The organism is Streptosporangium sp. NPDC051022 (assembly GCF_040683035.1).
In the GTDB taxonomy this organism is placed as follows: domain Bacteria; phylum Actinomycetota; class Actinomycetes; order Streptosporangiales; family Streptosporangiaceae; genus Streptosporangium.
This window is the reverse complement of record NZ_JBFBCF010000011.1, coordinates 92,788-110,798: the sequence shown is the minus strand read 5'-3', so window position 1 is coordinate 110,798 and position 18,011 is coordinate 92,788. Positions and strand designations below refer to the sequence as shown.

At 66.5% G+C, this 18,011-nt stretch carries 20 protein-coding genes and 1 pseudogene; 11 read left to right on the top strand and 10 right to left on the bottom strand.

From position 1 onward, the window contains the following. The first annotated feature begins 199 nt into the window (after nt 1-199). A complete protein-coding gene (locus AB0N02_RS19735; protein WP_363948297.1) occupies nt 200-571 on the top strand; it encodes a YciI family protein in 372 nt (123 codons plus the stop codon). After that, entirely contained in the window at nt 568-1,812 is a 1,245-nt protein-coding gene (locus AB0N02_RS19730) for a DUF6596 domain-containing protein (protein ID WP_363948294.1), read from the top strand. Before AB0N02_RS19735 ends, AB0N02_RS19730 begins: the two co-directional genes overlap by 4 nt. Before the next feature lie 90 nt (nt 1,813-1,902). Here AB0N02_RS19730 and AB0N02_RS19725 read toward each other — a convergent pair whose 3' ends face one another. The 4 genes from AB0N02_RS19725 to AB0N02_RS19710 all read right to left on the bottom strand — a co-directional run bounded on the left by AB0N02_RS19725 (nt 1,903) and on the right by AB0N02_RS19710 (nt 3,659). Next, a complete protein-coding gene (locus AB0N02_RS19725; RefSeq protein ID WP_363948292.1) occupies nt 1,903-2,118 on the bottom strand; it encodes a DUF397 domain-containing protein in 216 nt (71 codons plus the stop codon). A gap of 134 nt (nt 2,119-2,252) precedes the next feature. Continuing rightward, on the bottom strand, nt 2,253-2,477 hold the full coding sequence (locus AB0N02_RS19720; RefSeq protein ID WP_363948289.1) for a DUF397 domain-containing protein: 225 nt from the start codon (nt 2,475-2,477) through the stop codon (nt 2,253-2,255). A 120-nt stretch (nt 2,478-2,597) separates the two neighbouring features. Then, nucleotides 2,598-2,801 (bottom strand): DUF397 domain-containing protein, encoded by a 204-nt coding sequence (locus AB0N02_RS19715; RefSeq protein WP_363948286.1) that lies wholly within the window; start codon nt 2,799-2,801, stop codon nt 2,598-2,600. A gap of 12 nt (nt 2,802-2,813) precedes the next feature. Beyond that, nucleotides 2,814-3,659: a helix-turn-helix transcriptional regulator gene (locus AB0N02_RS19710; RefSeq protein ID WP_363948284.1), complete on the bottom strand. Its 846-nt coding sequence runs from the start codon at nt 3,657-3,659 to the stop codon at nt 2,814-2,816. 237 nt (nt 3,660-3,896) lie between these two features. Here AB0N02_RS19710 and AB0N02_RS19705 point away from each other — a divergent pair, with 237 nt between their 5' ends. The 3 genes from AB0N02_RS19705 (at nt 3,897) to AB0N02_RS19695 (ending at nt 5,904) form a co-directional block, all read left to right on the top strand. Then, a complete protein-coding gene (locus tag AB0N02_RS19705; protein WP_363948283.1) occupies nt 3,897-4,112 on the top strand; it encodes a hypothetical protein in 216 nt (71 codons plus the stop codon). Then, on the top strand, nt 4,109-4,669 hold the full coding sequence (locus tag AB0N02_RS19700; protein WP_363948281.1) for an ATP-binding protein: 561 nt from the start codon (nt 4,109-4,111) through the stop codon (nt 4,667-4,669). Before AB0N02_RS19705 ends, AB0N02_RS19700 begins: the two co-directional genes overlap by 4 nt. A 314-nt stretch (nt 4,670-4,983) precedes the next feature. Further along, a complete protein-coding gene (locus AB0N02_RS19695; RefSeq protein WP_363948280.1) occupies nt 4,984-5,904 on the top strand; it encodes an RIO1 family regulatory kinase/ATPase in 921 nt (306 codons plus the stop codon). A 238-nt stretch (nt 5,905-6,142) separates the two neighbouring features. On the opposite strand, the gene AB0N02_RS19690 is transcribed toward AB0N02_RS19695, so the two are convergent. The 4 genes and pseudogenes from AB0N02_RS19690 to AB0N02_RS19675 form a co-directional block, all read right to left on the bottom strand. After that, entirely contained in the window at nt 6,143-7,060 is a 918-nt protein-coding gene (locus AB0N02_RS19690) for a TIGR03619 family F420-dependent LLM class oxidoreductase (RefSeq protein ID WP_363948278.1), read from the bottom strand. Between the two features lie 181 nt (nt 7,061-7,241). Then, a pseudogene (locus tag AB0N02_RS19685) lies at nt 7,242-7,576 on the bottom strand (transposase); the annotation flags it as partial. 140 nt (nt 7,577-7,716) lie between these two features. Then, entirely contained in the window at nt 7,717-8,421 is a 705-nt protein-coding gene (locus tag AB0N02_RS19680) for a DUF4386 domain-containing protein (RefSeq protein ID WP_363948275.1), read from the bottom strand. A 107-nt stretch (nt 8,422-8,528) separates the two neighbouring features. After that, entirely contained in the window at nt 8,529-8,903 is a 375-nt protein-coding gene (locus tag AB0N02_RS19675; protein WP_363948272.1) for a nitroreductase family deazaflavin-dependent oxidoreductase, read from the bottom strand. Between the two features lie 197 nt (nt 8,904-9,100). Between AB0N02_RS19675 and AB0N02_RS19670 the strand changes: the two genes are divergently transcribed. From AB0N02_RS19670 to AB0N02_RS19650, 5 genes are all read left to right on the top strand, one after another. Next, on the top strand, nt 9,101-9,733 hold the full coding sequence (locus AB0N02_RS19670) for a TetR/AcrR family transcriptional regulator (RefSeq protein WP_363948269.1): 633 nt from the start codon (nt 9,101-9,103) through the stop codon (nt 9,731-9,733). Between the two features lie 84 nt (nt 9,734-9,817). Continuing rightward, nucleotides 9,818-10,585 carry a class I SAM-dependent methyltransferase gene (locus tag AB0N02_RS19665; RefSeq protein ID WP_363948266.1) on the top strand — a complete coding sequence of 256 codons (768 nt, stop codon included), beginning with the start codon at nt 9,818-9,820 and terminating at the stop codon, nt 10,583-10,585. Between the two features lie 267 nt (nt 10,586-10,852). Then, nucleotides 10,853-11,125 (top strand): hypothetical protein, encoded by a 273-nt coding sequence (locus AB0N02_RS19660; RefSeq protein ID WP_363948264.1) that lies wholly within the window; start codon nt 10,853-10,855, stop codon nt 11,123-11,125. An 834-nt stretch (nt 11,126-11,959) separates the two neighbouring features. Beyond that, the gene (locus tag AB0N02_RS19655; protein ID WP_363948261.1) at nt 11,960-12,229 is read left to right on the top strand and encodes a hypothetical protein; all 270 of its coding nucleotides are present in this window, start codon (nt 11,960-11,962) and stop codon (nt 12,227-12,229) included. After that, entirely contained in the window at nt 12,222-12,350 is a 129-nt protein-coding gene (locus AB0N02_RS19650) for a hypothetical protein (RefSeq protein WP_363948258.1), read from the top strand. Before AB0N02_RS19655 ends, AB0N02_RS19650 begins: the two co-directional genes overlap by 8 nt. Nucleotides 12,351-12,703: 353 nt before the next feature. Here AB0N02_RS19650 and AB0N02_RS19645 read toward each other — a convergent pair whose 3' ends face one another. Then, a complete protein-coding gene (locus tag AB0N02_RS19645; RefSeq protein WP_363948255.1) occupies nt 12,704-14,773 on the bottom strand; it encodes a glycosyltransferase in 2,070 nt (689 codons plus the stop codon). 268 nt (nt 14,774-15,041) lie between these two features. After that, nucleotides 15,042-16,211, bottom strand: a complete 1,170-nt coding sequence (wecB, locus tag AB0N02_RS19640) for a UDP-N-acetylglucosamine 2-epimerase (non-hydrolyzing) (protein WP_363948252.1) — start codon at nt 16,209-16,211, stop codon at nt 15,042-15,044. Between the two features lie 56 nt (nt 16,212-16,267). Between wecB and AB0N02_RS19635 the strand changes: the two genes are divergently transcribed. Then, nucleotides 16,268-17,938 (top strand): glycosyltransferase family 4 protein, encoded by a 1,671-nt coding sequence (locus AB0N02_RS19635; protein ID WP_363948249.1) that lies wholly within the window; start codon nt 16,268-16,270, stop codon nt 17,936-17,938. Nucleotides 17,939-18,011: the final 73 nt, after the last annotated feature.

Below are 18,011 nucleotides of genomic sequence, written 5' to 3'. Positions count from 1 at the left end.
ACGCGGTTTCACCCGTGTGGTTCCCCCCGCGCGGGGAACCCGTGCGAGAGTGCGACTCCCACGCGGGGAACCCGTGCGAGAGTGCGACTCGAAAAAATCCCGCGAACTCCGCCCGGCGGATGTCAAGACGGAGCCGTCGGCTCCGACCACCCGGTCGAAGAGCCCGACGGGGGTTCGGAGAGTATGCCGAGGAGTAGAGATGAAGTTCCTGCTGATCATGCACATGAACCCGGTCGTGTGGGACACGCTGACCGAGGAGGAGCGCCAGGAGATCATGGACGGGCATGGTGCGTTCATCGACACGATCACCAAGTCCGGTGAAATGATCGTGACGCAGGCCCTGGCCGATCCGTCGCAGAGCGCCGTGGTGCGAGTCCGGGGCGGTCAGCCGGCCGTCACCGACGGGCCGTACCTTGAGGCCAAGGAGTACGTCGGAGGCTTCTACATGGTCGACTGCGAGAGCAAGGAACGCGCCATCGAGCTCGCCGCTCTGATCCCCGACGCCAAGGTCGAGGGCATGGGCATCGAGGTGCGGCCGGTCATGTTCTCCTCCGGACAACTGGAGATATGAGGACCGATCCCGTGACCGAGGACCTGCTGCGCGAGCTGGCGCCGCAGGTCCTCGGGGTGCTCGTCCGCCGCCACGGGCAGTTCGAGGAGTGCGAGGACGCCGTGCAGGAGGCCGTCCTCGCCGCGGCCGTCGGCTGGCCGGTCGACGGCCTGCCGGACAGCCCCCGCGCCTGGTTGATCACCGCCGCCTCCCGGCGGCTGATCGACCAGATGCGCAGCGACCACGCGCGCAAGGCGCGGGAGAGCACCGCGGTCGCGCAGGCGCCGGAGCTCAGGGGCGAGGCCGGTGACGACGTGCCGGACACCGACGACACGCTGATCCTGCTGTTCCTGTGCTGTCACCCGGTGCTGACCCCGGCCTCCCAGACCGCGCTCACCCTGCGCGCCGTCGGCGGCCTGACCACCGCCGAGATCGCCCACGCCTTCCTCGTGCCGGAGGGCACCATGGCCGCGCGCATCAGCCGGGCCAAACAGCGCATCAAGGCCGCGGGCAGCCAGTTCGGCCTTCCGGAGCCCCAGGAGCGGGAGGAGCGCCTGCGGGTCGTCCTGCACGTGCTGTATCTGATCTTCAACGAGGGCTACACCGCCTCGTCGGGCAGCGACCTGCACCGCACCGGCCTCTCCCACGAGGCCATCCGCCTGACCCGCATGCTCCACCGGCAGCTTCCCGACGACGGCGAGGTGACCGGACTGCTCGCCCTCATGCTGCTGACCGACTCCCGCCGCCACACGAGGACCACCCCCGGCGGCGACTTGGTCCCGCTGGCCGAACAGGACCGGACCCGCTGGGACGCCGACCTGATCGCCGAGGGCATCACCCTGATCAGTACGGCGATGGCCCACTCACCCATCGGCCCCTACCAGCTCCAGGCCGCCATCGCCGCGGTCCACGCCGAGGCCGGGAAGGCCGAGGACACCGACTGGCATCAGGTGCACGCGCTGTACAAGATCCTCGAACGCATCGCCCCCAACCCGATGGTCACCCTCAACCGCGCGGTCGCGCTCGCCGAGATCAAGGGGCCGCGCGCCGGACTCGACCTGCTGGCCACCCTGGACGGTGACGTCCGGATGGCGGAGCACCACCGGCTGCACGCGGTACGGGCTCACCTGCTGGAGAAGGCGGGCGACCCGCGGGCCGCCCGGGAGAACTACGAACTCGCCGCCCGCACCACCGCCAGCCTCACCGAACGCCGCTACCTGGAATCCCGCGCCGCCCGCCTCCCCGCCCCAGAGCCTTCCTGACCCCACCGGCCGGTTTCCCTACTCGCCCGGAACACCGCGCCCGGCGACAGCGAACGTCATAGGGCAGGGCAAGCGGCCGTCCCCCGCGCCTCACCCCACCTCATCGAACTCCCCGTCCCTGATCCCGCTGACGAAGCCTCGCCAGCTCGTGGGGGAGAAGGCCAGCACAGGACCGTCGGGGTCCTTCGAATCACGGACAAGGTAGCGGTCATCCGTATACGCGACTTCGACACAGTTGCCGCCGTCGGTGCTGTAGCTGCTCTTACGCCATGCGATGGGAGTCGGGTCTGCGGTGTGGGGGGTCACGTTTCTCCTTCGAAAAGCAGGAGGTGCTAATCGATCATTGAGGAGATGAAACCGGTGGACACCGAGGCGCTAGGAACACCGTGGCCACGGGCGCCCGTGACAGCAGCAGGTGGGTGGCACCTGACACTCCGCACTTACCCGAGCCCGTCGAACTCTCCACCCTTGATCCCGCCGACGAACCCTCGCCAGCCGTCGGGGGAGAAGGACAGCACCGGTCCATGAGGATCCTTACTGTCCCGGACCGCCACGACTCCGGGAAGGTTGTCGGCCACCTCGACGCAGTCGGCACCGCCGTTGCCGCTATGACTGCTCTTGCGCCACTCCGCGAGGGACAGGTTCGCGGCGAGCTTCTCCGCCATTTCGTACCTCTATTTCTGTCCTGTTCGGTCGCTAAGGTTCAAGCTCAGCCGCATGGAACGCCGTTCTGGTGGAGCAGGGCGGTTCTCCATGTCGAGTACTGGCCGCCCGTGGGGCTTGGGCTACATCAGTTCGTTGAACTCCCCGTTCTTGATCCCGTCGATGAAACCCTGCCAGCCGTCGGGGGAGAAGGCCAGGATCGGGCCGTGACGGTCTTTGCTGTCCCGGACGCCGATCAGGTCTGACGTGAAGGCGATCTCGACACAGTTGTCGGTCGTTCCTTGGCTACGTGAGCTCTTCCGCCAGGTCGCCTGGGAGAAGTCCATGGGGGTGGGGCCTCACTTCAGTTTGTCGATCATGTCGGATATGTAGGCGAGGGATGCGTTCGGAGCAAGGGCAGTCGCGCATAGGTGTTGGAAAACCAGCGTATAACGGGCAAGCTCTTCTGGCTTCTCCAGATATAGGCCATCTGTGCCGGTCTCCACGTAAACGATTCGCGGGTCCTTGGCGAACTCCATGATGACGAACTGGCCTGGCATCCCCGCGTGAAGACCGGCGGCGAGCGGAAGGATCTGGATGGTGACGTGCTCCAGAGGCTCGGTGTCGATGAGTCGTTGGAGTTGTTCGCGGGCGATGAGCGGTGAGCTCAAAGGGCGAATCAGGGCAGCCTCGTCGATGACAGCCCAAAGACGCGGAGGGTCCGCCTGCGCCAGAAGTCGCTGTCGCTCCATTCTCAACGCGACACGTCGTTCGACTTCGGCGGGATCGTGTACCAGCGCGGCACGGGTGATCTCGGCCGCGTAGGCGGGAGTCTGCAGCAAGCCGGGGATCACAAGGGGTTCGAAGGTGGAGATGGCCGATGCCTCTGCCTCCAGGTCGACGTAACTACCGGCCAGGATGTCCCGGTAGGCGGTCCACCAGCCTCGTTGCCGAGACTCCCGCGCCAAGGCGATCATCGCCTCGCGCTGACCCTGGTCGGTGACGCCGTAGACGTCAAGCAGATCGCGGACATCGCGCGGGTTCGGTCGCTGCCACTGAGCATTCTCGATTCGGCTGAGTTTGCCGCGCGACCATTCCAATTGTTCGGCCACCGCGTCTGCAGTCATGTTCGCCGATTCTCGCAAACGCCGCAATTCTGCCGACAAGCGACGGCGGCGGACGGTTGGACTCTGCCTGCCGATCATGGCTTTCTCCTTGTATCCGGTGCGATCAGCGAAAATTTGGTCTAAATGGACATTTGACTCTAATTGGAGACAGTCAAACATTGGCATTGCGAGTTTGGCTGTGCGAGTACATCATGGCGCTTGAACGCACTCCAAGGAGCAGCTTTTCGCCAGGAGGTGGGCTTTATGAATGTGTGCGATCCGCTGGAGTAATTCGAGCATTTGGTGCGGTTGGGGCGGGATCTGTACCGGATCGGGGTGGGGAGCACCCTCGTGCTGCCGGTGGCCGGTCAGCCAGTGCTGGAGGTCGTCTCGATGGGCAGGACGCGGATCCGGGTGGTGGTGATCCGCCGGGCGCGAGAGTGGGTGTTCATCTGGCGACCTTGGTGGGTGCGGATCTGGATGCCGGGTTCGTGGGTGTGGGCCGAGGCCGACAACGCCGCCGACGTCATCGCCATGGCGGCCGCCGCATGAGGCCCCCGGCCCCGTCCTCGGTCCCGGATCCCGCCTGCCGCTATGAGCGGCACCGTACGGCCTCGCCGCGCTGGGCCGTACTGCGTCCGCTCGGCCACGCCGACTTCCCCGGCACCCCAGCCTCGGTCCCCACCGCCCGCCAGTGGGCCCGCGACCTGCTGTCGGGCAGGATCGCCGCCTCCACCCTCGACGATGTGCTCCTCCTGCTCAGCGAGCTGGTCACCAACGCGGTCGTGCACTCCGACTCGGGCCGTCGGCCGTACGGGTCGGTGACGGTGTGCGTAGCCATGTCGGGTGGCCACGGTGGCTACGGCGACCAGGAAGGCCACGGCGGTCATGGCGGTCATGGCGCCGATGTGGTCCATGTCGAGGTGATCGACGATGGCTCGGCCGGGAGCCTTCCCTTCGTGCGGGCGGCGACGCTCGACGGTGATGGCGGGCGGGGCCTGCTGATGGTCGAGCTGCTCTCAACTCGCTGGGGTGTTCACCATGACGCCGAGGCGGGCAACGCGGTGTGGTTCCACCTGGCGGACACCACGGCCGGAAACGACCGGTGACGTGGTGCGGGAACCGCATGCCGGGTTGCTCGCCGTCCATTCGGGTCCGGCCGAGATTACGAACATGATCGGCTCATAGCCGCCTTTGGCCGTATCTCGGCCGGACCCGTACCTAAGATCAATTCCTACTCTGGGGCTGGGGCAGCTTCGGGAGCGGAGGGCTTAAATACGTTGCGGGGTCCGGAACGGGCGGGCATGCTGGGTTGATCGAGCGGCGGCGAGCGCTGCCTGGACTAAGGAGGGCTGACGGATGGCCATCACTGTGCTGCGGCATGTCCGCATCAGTCCCACCTCTTTGTTCAGGAGCACACCCGTTGTTTTCCGAGTACGAACTCTCTGATTCCTACTCCGACCTCGACTCCCGCTCGTCCGATTTCACCGGTGACGAGTCTCAATCAGATCCGGCCGATGCCTTCGTCTTCGAGTTCCATTCGGTCGACGAGAAGCTGGGCCCGAATCAGCGGTGGTCTACCTGGCTGGAGGTCGAGCGCGGTTCTCGCGGCCCGGAACCACGCCCCTCGTGGGTCGTCACGGAACAGGCTGCGATCGATACTGAGCTCGGCGTCCTCAAAACCGGTAAGGAAGCCGACGTCTTCCTGCTCGAACGGGCCGTCGAAGCCATCGGCGACAACCCGGCGAAGTCCTCGCTGCTGGCCGCGAAACGGTACCGCACCGAAGAACACCGGTCCTTCCACCGTCGTACGTCGTACGTCGAAGGCCGCCGTACTCGCAACAGCCGCGACAGCCGGGCGATGGCGAAGAAGACCTCGCACGGCCGCAGTGTCGCGGCCGGTCAGTGGGCGTACGCCGAATGGGACGCCCTCAACCGGTTGTGGAAGTCCGGCGTCCCGGTGCCGTATCCCGTGCAGGTGGACGGCACCGAGCTGCTGATGGAGTTCATCGACGACGGCGAGGGCGGTGCCGCGCCCCGGCTCGCCCAGGTCCGGCCGTCGAAGGAGCTGCTCGGTGTGTACTTCGAGCAGCTCCGCAACGGCATGCGTGAACTGGCCCGCGCGGGGCTCGCGCACGGCGACCTCTCGCCGTACAACGTCCTCGCGCAGGCCGAGCGGATCGTGATGATCGACCTGCCTCAGGTCGTCGACATCGTGGGCAACCCGAAGGGCATGGACTTCCTGATGCGCGACTGCCACAACATGGCCACGTGGTTCACGAACCGCGGGCTCGAGATCGACGAACAGGAGCTGTTCGCCGACCTGCTCGCGATGGTGTTCTGATCGCCTTCTGCAGAACGCGGTCCCTCAGCCGATGCTTGGCCGAGCTGCCACCCCGGGCCGGGAGTCCAGCTGGACTCCTGACGGGCCTGGGGAGGACGCGCCCCGCGACACCGCGCATCGCATGCGTAACGGCCTGACGAGGGGGGACAGCGCCGGTGGGCGGATGCGCCTGCGGTGTCACGGTGCCGAGCGTGGGCTGGGTGCGCGAGCTCAGCCGGCGTGCAGCTTGGTGATGAGCTCAGCCGGCCTGCAGCCTGGTGATGAGCTCATGCGCGACGTCCAGGAACTGAGCGCGCGAGGATGTCGTCGTCTGCAGGTCGACGAACGCCTCGTGGGCACCGGCCTGGGCGAGGGTCAGCAGGTAGTCACCGATCTGCTGCACGGTTCCGACATGCGGCACCTGGTCGTCGGGCGCGGGAGAATCGGTGATCTGCGGATTGACGCGCACCACCATTCGCAGGGCCGACGGGTCCCGGTCGGCGCGTGCCGCGGTCTGCAGCGCCATATCCCACAGGGAGGTCAGATAGGGCATGGGTATCGCCGCGCTCAGCCAGCCGTCGGCTCGCCTGCCGATCCTCTCCAGAGCCGAGGGTGTGTAACCGGCGAGCAGGATCGGGGGGCGCGGCCGCTGGAAGGGCTTGAGATCGATGTGCGACGGCGGCACGGTCCAGAGCGTGCCCTTGTGCTCGACCACCTCACTGCTCCAGACGGCCTCCATCAGGTCGAGCGTTTCTTCGAGCCGGTTTCCCCTCCCCTGCCAGGGCACCCCGGTCGCGGTGTATTCGTCACGCAGCCAGCCGAGACCGATGCCGACGTCCAGCCGTCCGTGGCTGAGCAGGTCGAGTGAGGTCAGCATGCGGGCGAGCAGGACCGGCGGTTGCCACAGCGCGTTGAGCGTGCTGGTTCCCAGCCGGACCTTCCGAGTGCTGACGGCGGCCAGCGTCAACGCGGTCAGCGGGTCGAAGAACGTCGCGAAGGCCGGGGGGATCTCGCCGTTTCCTCCCGGGTAGGGATCGCTGGGTGCGAGCGGCAGCATGATTCGATCCCCCACCCACAGGCTGCTGTAGCCCATGGCCTCCAGATCCGCGCTGGCCTGCCGGATGAAATCCGGGTCGGCGAAGGCGCCGTACTGCGGGACTGTATATCCGATCTGCATGAGAAATTCCTTGGTACTTCGCCGTGGAAAGCCGGGAAGAACTGAGGTGCATATTGCATACGCATCTCGATGTCTGGACGCTCCCGGTCTGGCGTCGAGGGAGATGCTAGGCAACACCTCTTGGATATGACTTGTGTCCGGTTGGGTCGTGGCCTCCAGGGCCTGGACGGACTTCGGATCTTCAGATGGGTTGAAGGCTTCGGATCCACAAGATCGTTCCGCATGGGTGAAGGCCGGCGAGGTAGCTGCCGGGGGTCTTGTCGAAGCGGAAGCCAGTCCGCGCCACTCCTTGATCCGGTTGATGCAGCGTTCCGCTGTGTTGCGCTGTTTGTAGAGATCCAGGTCGTGGCTGATCGGGCGTCCGCCGCGAGAGCCGAGGTTTTCGCGGTTGGCTGCCTGGTCGGTCTTCCCCGGGATGACGGCTTTGATGCGGCGTCGGCGCAGGTAGGCGCGGTTGCCGCGGGAGGAGTAGGCATTGTCGGCGGCCACCGCGTCCGGGCGGGTGTGCGAGCGGCCTGGCCCGGCCTGGCCGCCGTCAGCCGGATCCTGCGCCGCAGCCGTAACCGCCGACGTTCGCCCCCGCCCCTGTCAGGGATGTGGCCCCGCCTTTCGCGGAGCGTCGGCAGCCGGGCAGCTGTTCCAAGGCGGCCTGCGCGTCAGCCGCGCCGGACGCCGGGCTGGTGGGCCGTGGTCGATGCGTTCGTAGCGAAGCCTCTTGTCATCAGCCATACGGCGAAGACAAGGCTCTGCAGGCCCAGTGGCGCATTCATGGCCAGGTAGAGTGGCGTGACCACGTCAGTTAGGCGAAGCAGCACCAGGAAGCTCGCCGATACAGCTGCTCCGATTCCCAGAAGTCCCCACACGGACAGCCATCGAGGGACGGATCTCGACCGCCATAGAATGCGGAACAACAGGAGATCTCCGAGGCTCAGTGAGATGATCAATGCGACGTGATTGACCAAGTCGCGCGCTGTCCCCAGCAACTCGCCCAAGATTTCGAGGCGAGATTCGTCCGAAGCGCCGGCTTGGGTGAATTCATTGCCCAGCACAAGAAACAAGGGCAGGATAATCACGCCTATGAAGTGGAACGTCGCTGCGATCAGCCTGAACCCGAGAAAACCCAGACTGAGCGCTTCGTTCTCCGCCTTCAATGTCGGATAAAGGTACAGCGCGAACCCGACATAGGCGGGGATCATGATGGACTGAGCAACTGCGCCGACGATGACCTGGCTCTCGTGTGCGGAAATGAGAGCGAGATGGCGTGGCTCCTCAAGAGCGGGAACGATGCTCAGCGCACCGGCGATCATGCCGACGATGACCAGTGTGCCCGCAATTGCGGTTGCCCGCCTGTTTGTATGCACGATGCTTGTCCTGTAATTACCGTGGTGGCGGAGTGTGTCGGCGCCGGATCGGCGAGGTTCAGGCTCCCCGGCGCGCAAGACGGGGACTGCCGGGGCGGCGGCCAGGGTCAGCCTGTGAACAGGTCCATGCGGAGGAACTCGGTGATGCGGAGCAGCTTCGGTGGGCGTGCCACCTCATCGGGGAGGGCCTGGAACGCCTCGTTCTTCCCGACAAGGCGTGGGGCGGCGAGTTCCACCTCTCTCCCGTCGACCCGGAGTCGCGCACCTCTGGCCGCCAGGACGTTCTGCACCCAATCGGAGCGCGATCCGTACACCAGAACGAACAGGTAACCGCCGTCGACGGGATGCGCATCGAGCGGCGTGCGGTACGTAGCGCCAGAAGTGCGACCGATGTGAATCAGCACCGGCCATCTCCCGCCGGTTATCGCGCGGGGGTTGAACACCCTCTTGTTCACGTGCCCCCACCACCTCGGCATCGGCATCGAAATCTCCTTCTCTCGCCCCGGCGGGGCGCGTCACAGGTCAGGTGTCGGCTGAACCCTGGCTGACGCGAACCTAGAGAGCCTTACACCAGTAAGGCTACTTACGGGTGTAAGGTTGGCTTACGCTCGTAAGGCTGTCAACCCGCCCACACCCCGGAGCCGTCGTGCCACCACCACAACCGCTCAGCAGAGGCCTCGTGCTGGAAGCCGCGATCCGGGTCGCGGATCGCGGCGGCGTGGAGGCGATCACGATGCGCCGGGTGGCGCAGGAACTGGGCGTGGAGGCGATGTCGCTCTACCACCACGTGCCGAACAAAGACGCGATCCTCGACGGCGTGGTCGACATGGTCTTCGCGGCGATCAAGCTACCCGGTGCTGAATGTGATGATTGGCGTGATGCGATCCGTACGCGTGCCTTCTCCGCACGCGTGGTCCTGTCGCAGCACAGCTGGGCTCTCGGCCTCATGGACTCCCGTCGCGATCCGGGACCGGCGACGCTGCGCCACCACGACGCCGTCCTGGGCGTCCTCCGGGAGGCGGGGTTCACGCTGCCGATGGCCGCGCACGCCGTCTCGCTCATCGACAGCTACGTCTCCGGGTTCGTCTTGCAGGAGGCGAACCTGCCGGTGACGACGCCGGACGATGTCGAGGAAGTGGCCGGCGGCATCCTCCGGCATCTGCCGGCGGAGGAGTTGCCGTACCTCACCGAGATGATCCGCGACCACGCCCTGCGGCCGGGCTACGACTACACCAGCGAGTTCGGCTACGGCCTGGATCTGATCTTGGATGCGCTCGAAGCTCGCCGGATGGCCCCCCGCTCAGGTTCGTGAGATGAGCCCCGAAGTAGCTTTGTGTAACGACGGCTACCGTTCGTGTTCTCAGAAATGAGCGTTTTCGGGACTACCATGCTCGGCATGTCTGATCGCGCGCTGAGCTTCGGCGTAGTGGCGGAAGCCTACGAACGGTTCCGGCCGGGATATCCCGTGGAGCTCTTCGACATGGTGACGGCATACGCTGCCCAGCCGGTCAGGACCGCTCTGGAGATCGGCGCTGGGACAGGCAAGGCCACCCGCCTGTTCGCTGAACGAGGGATCGCTGTAACAGCGACCGAGCCTGATGGGGCCATGCTCGCCGAGCTGCGCAGACACGTGCCATCGAACGTCAGGACCGTGCAAGCCGCGTTCGAGGACCTGCAGCGGGGAAAGAGGTACGGCTTGGTCTACGCGGCTGCGGCGTTGCACTGGACGAACCCGGAGGGTCGGTGGTCACGGGCGGCTTCGCTGACCGAGCCAGGCGGCGTGTTCGCCTCATTCGGCGGTCCGATCGAACTGGCCGACCCAGCTGTGGAATGGGCGGTCCGCGGGGCGCGATCACCGTTCCTGGCAAGTGATGGCGTTCCCTCTCCAGACGGGACGCCTCCGGAGGCGGAGATGCAGTGGCCGGGCACGGAGCTTCAACGGTCCGAGTGGTTCACCGATGTCCGGCAGGCCGTGATCGAACGCCGCTTGACGCTGACCGCTCACGACTACATCGGTCATCTCTCGACCATCTCGGCTTATCTCGTCTTGCCTGACGCGGAGCGCGAGCAGGTGTTCAGCCAGATCATCAAGGTCCTGCCGGAAACGGTCGAGATCATCGCCGACATCACCGTTCATCTCGCGCGTCGGCACGACGAGCCTTAACGGTGTGGCCACGCGCCTAATCTCGCGGACCTTGCCCACACCGGTGGTGATCTGACAGCCGAGCGTCACCGCGTAAGGGCGATGTCCCCCCATCGACAGTGGTGGTTCCCGTACTCTTTACATAGCAGGGGGGAGTATCCCTTCGCGACAGTCTCGTCATTACGGTGCCGCCTCGCACCACGAGGCCCCCGGGGCTGTCGGTTCGCGCTGCCTGTGCGCGGGCGGGAGAGACCTCTGGTCAGCTTCGCGCTGCCCAGGAGGTCGATCGTGGTGGAGTTCTTCAAGACGGTGGGCATGGGGGCTTCGATCGTGCCGCTCGCGATCTCCATCGTCGTTGTGGCGGCGGGCTTGACGGCTCTTTGGGCTCCGTCGCCCAAACGTCAGAATCGTGCCGTACAGGTGCTGAAAATCGTGCTGCGTATTCGTTCCACGTCTCGCGCGCAGTCGACACCGACACGGGCCGCCGACGCCTCACAACCACAGGCGCTGCCCCGAGGGGGGACGGACAGTGAACGGCCTGGTTCTCGTGGTGAGCCATGAACAGGCGATCACGGACAAGGCCAATATCGGGTGGGTGGGCGACACCCGCCTCACCGAAGCTGCCGCCCCACGGGTGGAAGAGCCTGTCCCTCGGCTCCGTGCTTCATCATCACCGAGTGGCCGTATTCACGTGCGGACAGTTATGGGAACGGAACCAACGAGGCCCGCAGAGTACGAGTACTCTCCGTTGCTCCGTCACACGAACTGTGCCAGAGTCACTTTTGCATGGCCGCGGACACTCGACATTCATTATCATGAGCGGCGAACAGATGAATGGTGCGAAGGCAGGGCAGGACGCGAATCACGATCCTTCCCGGACGCCGCACGGGTGAACGACAGTGGCCTGACGTCAGGATTCGCGGCCGAGTTCCCGGGATGCCTGTCTCTGCGGATATCGGTCCGACCCCCGGCGTTGACGGTGTGACGCAACCGCCATGTCCTGTGCCGGGAGTGGGGAGGGCGCAAGAGAGATGGTCGATGTCAGGTGTGCGTGAGTTGCCTTGAGGCATTTTTTGCATGACTTTATTTATCCATGCGACTTTTGTCGGCATTAATGACGTTGGCGATGAGAGCATTGCGTATGTGATCTTCTGTCCAATTCTCGTATCGTGGCGACATCGCATGTTGAGAGCGCCCTCTTGTGATGCCCGAACTCCGGCTGTGCCATTATGGCGACTCCGGGCGGGACGTCGCGAGTGACGTCGTCCCGAACCGCCTGGTGGTCCAGCGCGAGCGAGAGCCCGATCCCCGGGAGGGTGGCTTATCATTGCCCCCTTTGGGGTGGCGTGTTAAAGTGAATTTTCTGTGATTGTGGTCCGGTGATGAGGAGGTGTTATGTCGCAAAGATGGGAAGCAGACAGCTCCGCATTGTTTAAACGACGATTAGGAAAGTCTGCCGCCGAACTGGGAATGACGGACAACAATCCGTCGTGTCCGGACCTTTGGGAACTCGACAACGGCGACATCGCGGTCATCGGTAGAGACCTGACGGCGGAGTACTCGTACCGTCTTCCCGAGGACGTGAGCATAGGAGAGGATGAACGCCTGGTCATCCTCCCCCGCACGATGCTGATCGCCGCAAAGGAAGACATCCCGAATGCGTGATCTGCCTCGCCGGCTGACAGGTCGGCGCCTGTCGCCGGACGAGTACTTCGAAGACTTCTACCCGCGATTCTGGAGCATCAAAGAGCACGACTTCTGGAAAAAAGAAGCTACGCGGGCCTGACGGTTCAGCGCCGGGCCTCGTACAGCGATGGGCCCGGCTGCCCTGCGCTCCTTTGGAAAGTGACGCTTCAGCAACGGTGGGTGACCATGAGGCGAACCTCGGAGGGTCGCTTCAGCGTCCATGAGCGCACTGGGCGCTCGGAGAGGGAGCGGCTACGGTCTGAGCGCCGCCCACCGGAGCGCGAACCCACGGCCACCCGGCTTCGGAGCGACCTCGTCAGACCCCGTCGATCGCCTCGGCACCCATCGAAGACCGTTCACGCCGGACCCGCCGACCTATCCGAAACCCGCTACTCCATCCGGACCCCGCCGACCGCCTCGGGACCCGTCGACCGCTTCGGGACCCGCGAAAGGTCAGATCATCACGTGAGCCTCGGGGTGACCGACGAACGAGAACTGCGCGTTGCGTGTCAGCTTGATGTCGTCGGCCTGCCAGGTGTGCATGGCCGCATCACCGCTGCGCCAGTACACGAAGTTGAACCGGTCGGCGGAGTAGATCTTGACCCGGTCCTCCTTCAGCCGCCGCACCAGCCGCGTGTCCTCGCCTCGCGTCACGTCCTCGAACCCGTAGTGCCGGAACATCTCCGCCTTGCCGAGGAACGTCCCGCCCTGCACCAGCCAGCTGTAGCGGTGCTCAAGACCCGGCAGCCGCAGCATCGTCGTGTTGCTGCCCTCGAAGTACGCGTAGTGCGCGCCCTTCCCGACCAGCTCGGCATCGGAGTAGTCGAACGCGCGCACCAGGTCCGAAAGGTAGTGCTCCCCGTACAGGTTGTCGTCGTCCATCTTCGCGATGAGCTCGCCCTCGGCCGCCGAGATCCCCAGGTTCATGCAGGCGCCCAGCGACAGCGACGGATCCGCGGGCAGTACCACCACGTCGGAGATCCCCGCCACCCGGGCCTTGTCGGCGACCACCACCGGATCGATGTCCAGCCCGTGCAGCACCATCACCAGCTGTACCGGCCGGTGGATCTGCTTGGCGACCGACGAGATCGCGTGCTCGATCTGCGAGGCCCGGTTCGTCGGCAGCACCACGGACACCGGTCGCGACCGCTCCGCCACAGGCTTCCCGAGCACCCGCAGGATCTGGTCCACCCGGTGCGTGAACAGGTGCTTGTCGAAGACCTCGCGCATGGCCATGTGTCCCTGGCGGGCGCGCAGCTCCGGGCTGTTGATCAGGTGCAGCACCTGGTTGTAGGACTCCAGCTCGTCCCGGGCGATCGGAATCAGCGGTCCGAACGTCTCCTCGATCGCCCTGGACCACCCGGAGACCACCGACGTCGCGCACGCCGACAGCTCGAAGACGCGGCGGGCGCACATGGTCGGCGAGTCGAGCACGGAGTTCACGTTGAGGAAGACCTTGTACATCTTGTACGCGGCCAGCATCTGGTCGTACGGCAGCTCGCCCACGATGTGCGGGACGTACTCGGCGGGCCAGGCGTACTTCTCGTCCACGGTCCCGTTGCGGGCGAAGATGTGCAGTCCCAGCTCGCGGATCGGCGCCAGCACGGTCTCCATCTGCTCGCGCCGCTCGGGGTGCTTGTCCCGGAAGTACATCCCGGCGAACACCACGTCGTGCAGCCGCCCCTGCCGCTCCTGAATGGGATTGTGCACCCGGGGTTGCGCGGCGAACTGCAGAACGTCCACCCGGTCGTGCCCCAGCACCTCGCGGTACTTCGGCACCATGTCGCCGTCGCAGGTGAAGACGTAGTCGAACAGCTTGGCCGTGTCGATGAAGAAGTCGAAGTTCGGCGGGTCCTCCTTGTTCCAGAAGACTGTCGGGATCCCCTCGTCCTTGCACCAGTCGATCAGGGCGCGCAGTTCGGGCTTGGGGGCGTTCGAGCCGGTCATCTGGTAGCGCCAGCGGCCCTGGTTGCCGTGCCAGGCGGACTCGGCGAACAGGATCTCGGGCCTGCGCTCGGCGAAGATCTCCGGCCAGTCGCGCAGCCCGAACTCGATCTGGTCCCACTCGTATTTGAACGCCATCCTGGAGAAGTCGTCCAGGATCACCGCGACCTTCATGTCCGGCCGGTTGATCGGTCCCGCGGGCCACTTCACCTGCGGCACGTTCACCACGGGCCCCTGCTGGTCGAGCTCGGCGACGACCTCGCTCACCGGCCTGGGCGCCTTGGGGCCCTTGCGGGCCGCCATCGCCGCCTTCAGCTTCCCGGGCAGCCGTACGACCGCGGATCCCTTGGCGCCGGTCAGCGCCTCGGCGACCCGGTAGGGCCGCTGGACCTTGGTCGACTCCAGTTTCCACTGCGCGTAGTCCGCACGGGCCTCGGCGATGGCCAGGCGCCGCTCAAGGTCCCGGACGCGCTCCTCGAAGCGCTCGATGACCTTGCGCTCCTCTGGCAGCCAGTTGATCGGCCCGAGACGCTGGAACTTCGGCTCTTCTGGTGTCTGCTCGCTCGTGGGGGAAGTCATGGGATCGCCTTTACGCCGGGGTCGTGCCAGCCTACGGCCTGCGCCGCACCGGGATCGTGCCGGTACGGCCCACGCCTCCGCGCGGCCGTACCGGAATCGTGCCAGCGTACGGCCTGCACCGCGCCGAAACGGACCTTTTGCCGGGATTCACAGGATTCACGGGAATCGATGGGATTCAACGGGAAGAGCCCAGGCCTGTCACCGAACCCAAGAGGTCCGGCCTTCAAGAGCCCCGGTCTGATTACCGGAGCTCAAGAAGCACGGTCTGTCACCGGGATTCGAGAGGCCCGATCTGCCCGGCAGGAGACAGGTTCCCTCCCCTGAGCCAGGCCGCGATCACCCGGGCGATCCGGGGACCGGCCTTGCCGTCCCAGAGCGGGGGCAGCTCGCCCGACGGCGTCACGGCGCCGTCGGCCAGGGCCCGGTCCGCGGCGGCGGCCAGCTGGGAGGGGGTGACCAGGCGGTTGGTGCCGTGGGTGATGGTGATGGGCCGCTCGGTGTTGGGGCGCACGGTCAGGCAGGGGACGCCGAGCATGGTCGTCTCCTCCTGCACTCCGCCGGAGTCGGTGACGACCAGGGCCGCGCCGCGTACCAGCGACAGGAAGTCGACGTAGCCGAGCGGGTCGACGATGAGCAGGTTCTCGCCGGTCACCAGCCCCGCCTCCGCCAGGCGCTGACGGCCACGCGGGTGCATCGGCACCACGATCGGCAGGCGCTCGCTCACCTCCAGCACGGCGTCCACGAGTTCCTTGGCCGACGCGGGGTCGTCCACGTTCGCCGGCCGGTGCAGCGTGGCCACGCCGTACCGTTCCGGCAGCTCGAACCGGGCGCGGACCGGAGCCGGGTCGAGGTGGTCCAGAGCGGAGAACAGGCTGTCGATCATCGGGTTGCCGACGAGGTGGACCCGCGCCGGGTCGACGCCCTCGTTCGACAGGTGGGACAGCGCGTCCGGCGAGGTGGCGAACAGGATGTCGGACAGGGCGTCGGTGACGATCCGGTTGACCTCCTCGGGCATCTCGCGGTCGAAGGAGCGCAGGCCGGCCTCGACGTGCGCGGTCGGGATGTGCAGCTTGGCGCAGACGAGGATCGCGGCCAGCGTGGAGTTCACGTCGCCGTAGACGACGACCAGCGTGGGACGGTGCTCCAGCACGACGTCCTCGAGCCCGGTCAGCAGGGCGGCGGTCTGGCGCGCGTGCGAGCCGGACCCCACCCCCAGGTTGGCGATCGGCTCGGGCAGCCCGAGGTCGGCGAAGAACACGTCCGACATCAGCGCGTCATAGTGCTGACCGGTGTGGATGATGCCCTGGCGTACTCCCAGCTCGGTGAGCCCGCGCACGACCGGGGCGGCCTTCACGAAGTTGGGTCGCGCGCCGAGCACGTGCAGGACGAGGGGATTTTCGGGGTCCGGGGTCGTCCCCGTGGGGGCGTAGTCCCTCATTGACCTCGCCTTTCATGCGGGAGTAGGGCAAACGATGCCTATGGTACGGTCACCGCGTGGTATCCGATGCCAGCACGCCAGACTCCTCCAAGGTTTCCGCGAAGTCGGCCCGTGCCGGGCTTGGCGGCCTTCTGAAGGGGTTCGCCAAGCACCCCGTGATCGTCTCCCGGGTCGTGGCGACCAAGGTCAAGTCCGACCCGGTGCGTGTGGCCCAGGCCGCCGCCGAGACCCTCCCGCCGAAGCTGCGCCCCCTCGTCGGACGGTTCGCCTGGCCCGCCGCGCGGCAGGCGAGGCTGGTCGTCCGCAAGCTCGGCATGCGCATGGTCAAGGGCCCGTGGGCCGAGGCCAAGGAGCACTTCGACTCCGGCCGGATGAGCGAGGCCGCCGCCGTGCTCCAGGGGCACACCAGGTATCCCTTCATCAGGCGCAGGGCCGCCTACTACGCGGGCGAGCTGGCCGCGATCCAGCCCAACCCGATCCCGCCCAAGTCGAAGGTGATCGTGGGCGAGCGGATTCAGGGACGGGTGCTGCACTGCGTCACCAACGCCCTGCCGTTCACGCAGGCCGGATACACCGTGCGCACCCATCGCATCGTCACGGCGCAGAAGGCGGCCGGGCTGGACCCGCACGTCGTGACCAGCTGGGGCTGGCCGATGATGCAGGGGCACGCGGACGCCACGCCGTACGAGGAGATCGACGGCATCCCCTACCACCGGCTGATCCCCGACGGCGGGGACGTGCCGTTCGAGAGCCAGGGGCGGATGATCCGGGGCGCCGGAGAGGTGACCGAGCTGGTCAGGACCCTCAGGCCGCAGATCCTGCACGCCGCGACCGACCACCGTAACGGCTCGGTCGCGCTGGCGGTGCGGGAGCGGACCGGGACGCCGCTGGTCTACGAGGTGCGCGGTTTCCTGGAGGAGACCTGGGCCTCGCGCGACCCCAAGCGGATCGGCAGCCAGCGGCACGTGCTCCAGCGCGACCGCGAGGCGTTCATCATGCGTTCCGCGGACGCCGTGGTCACCCTCGCGGAGACCATGGCCGTCGAGATCGTCGAGCGGGGCGTGCCGAGGGAGAAGATCTTCCTGGCGCCCAACGCGGTCGACGACTCGCTGCTGACCGCCAAGTACGACGGCGAGGCGTTCCGCTCCGCCTACGGCATCGCGCCCGGTGAGATCATCATGGGCTCGGTTTCGAGCATCGTGGCCTACGAGGGCTTCGCGACCATGATCAACGCCGCCGCGCTGTTGCGGGACCGGGGCACTCCGATCAGGGTGCTCCTCGTCGGCGACGGCGCCGAGCGGCCCGCGCTGCTGGAGCAGGTCGAGGAGCTCGGCCTGGGGGACGTCGCGATCCTGCCCGGCCGGGTGGGGCCCGAGGAGGCGCTGCAGGCGCAGGCGGCGATCGACATCTTCGTCTGCCCCCGCGAGGACCTGCGGGTATGCCGACTTGTTACACCATTGAAACCCGTCGAGGCGATGGCGCTCGGCAAGCCGGTCGTGCTGAGCGACCTGCCCGCCCTGTCGGAGCTCGTGGGGAGCGACGGCGCCGGGCTTCTGGTTCCGGCGGGCGACCCCGAGGCCCTCGCCGACGCGCTCGCGGGCCTGCGCGACGACCCCGAGCGGCGGGCCGCGATGGGCGAGGCGGGACGGGCCGAGGTGGCGGCGAAGCGTACGTGGAGCCGCGTGGCGGAGACGTACCGTGACCTTTACCGATCACTTACCGATTGATGACCTTCAGGCGGCGCTCCGGAAACTGGCAGTTTGCGATGCGTTCAATCGCATTAGACGTGGCTCGTGCGGA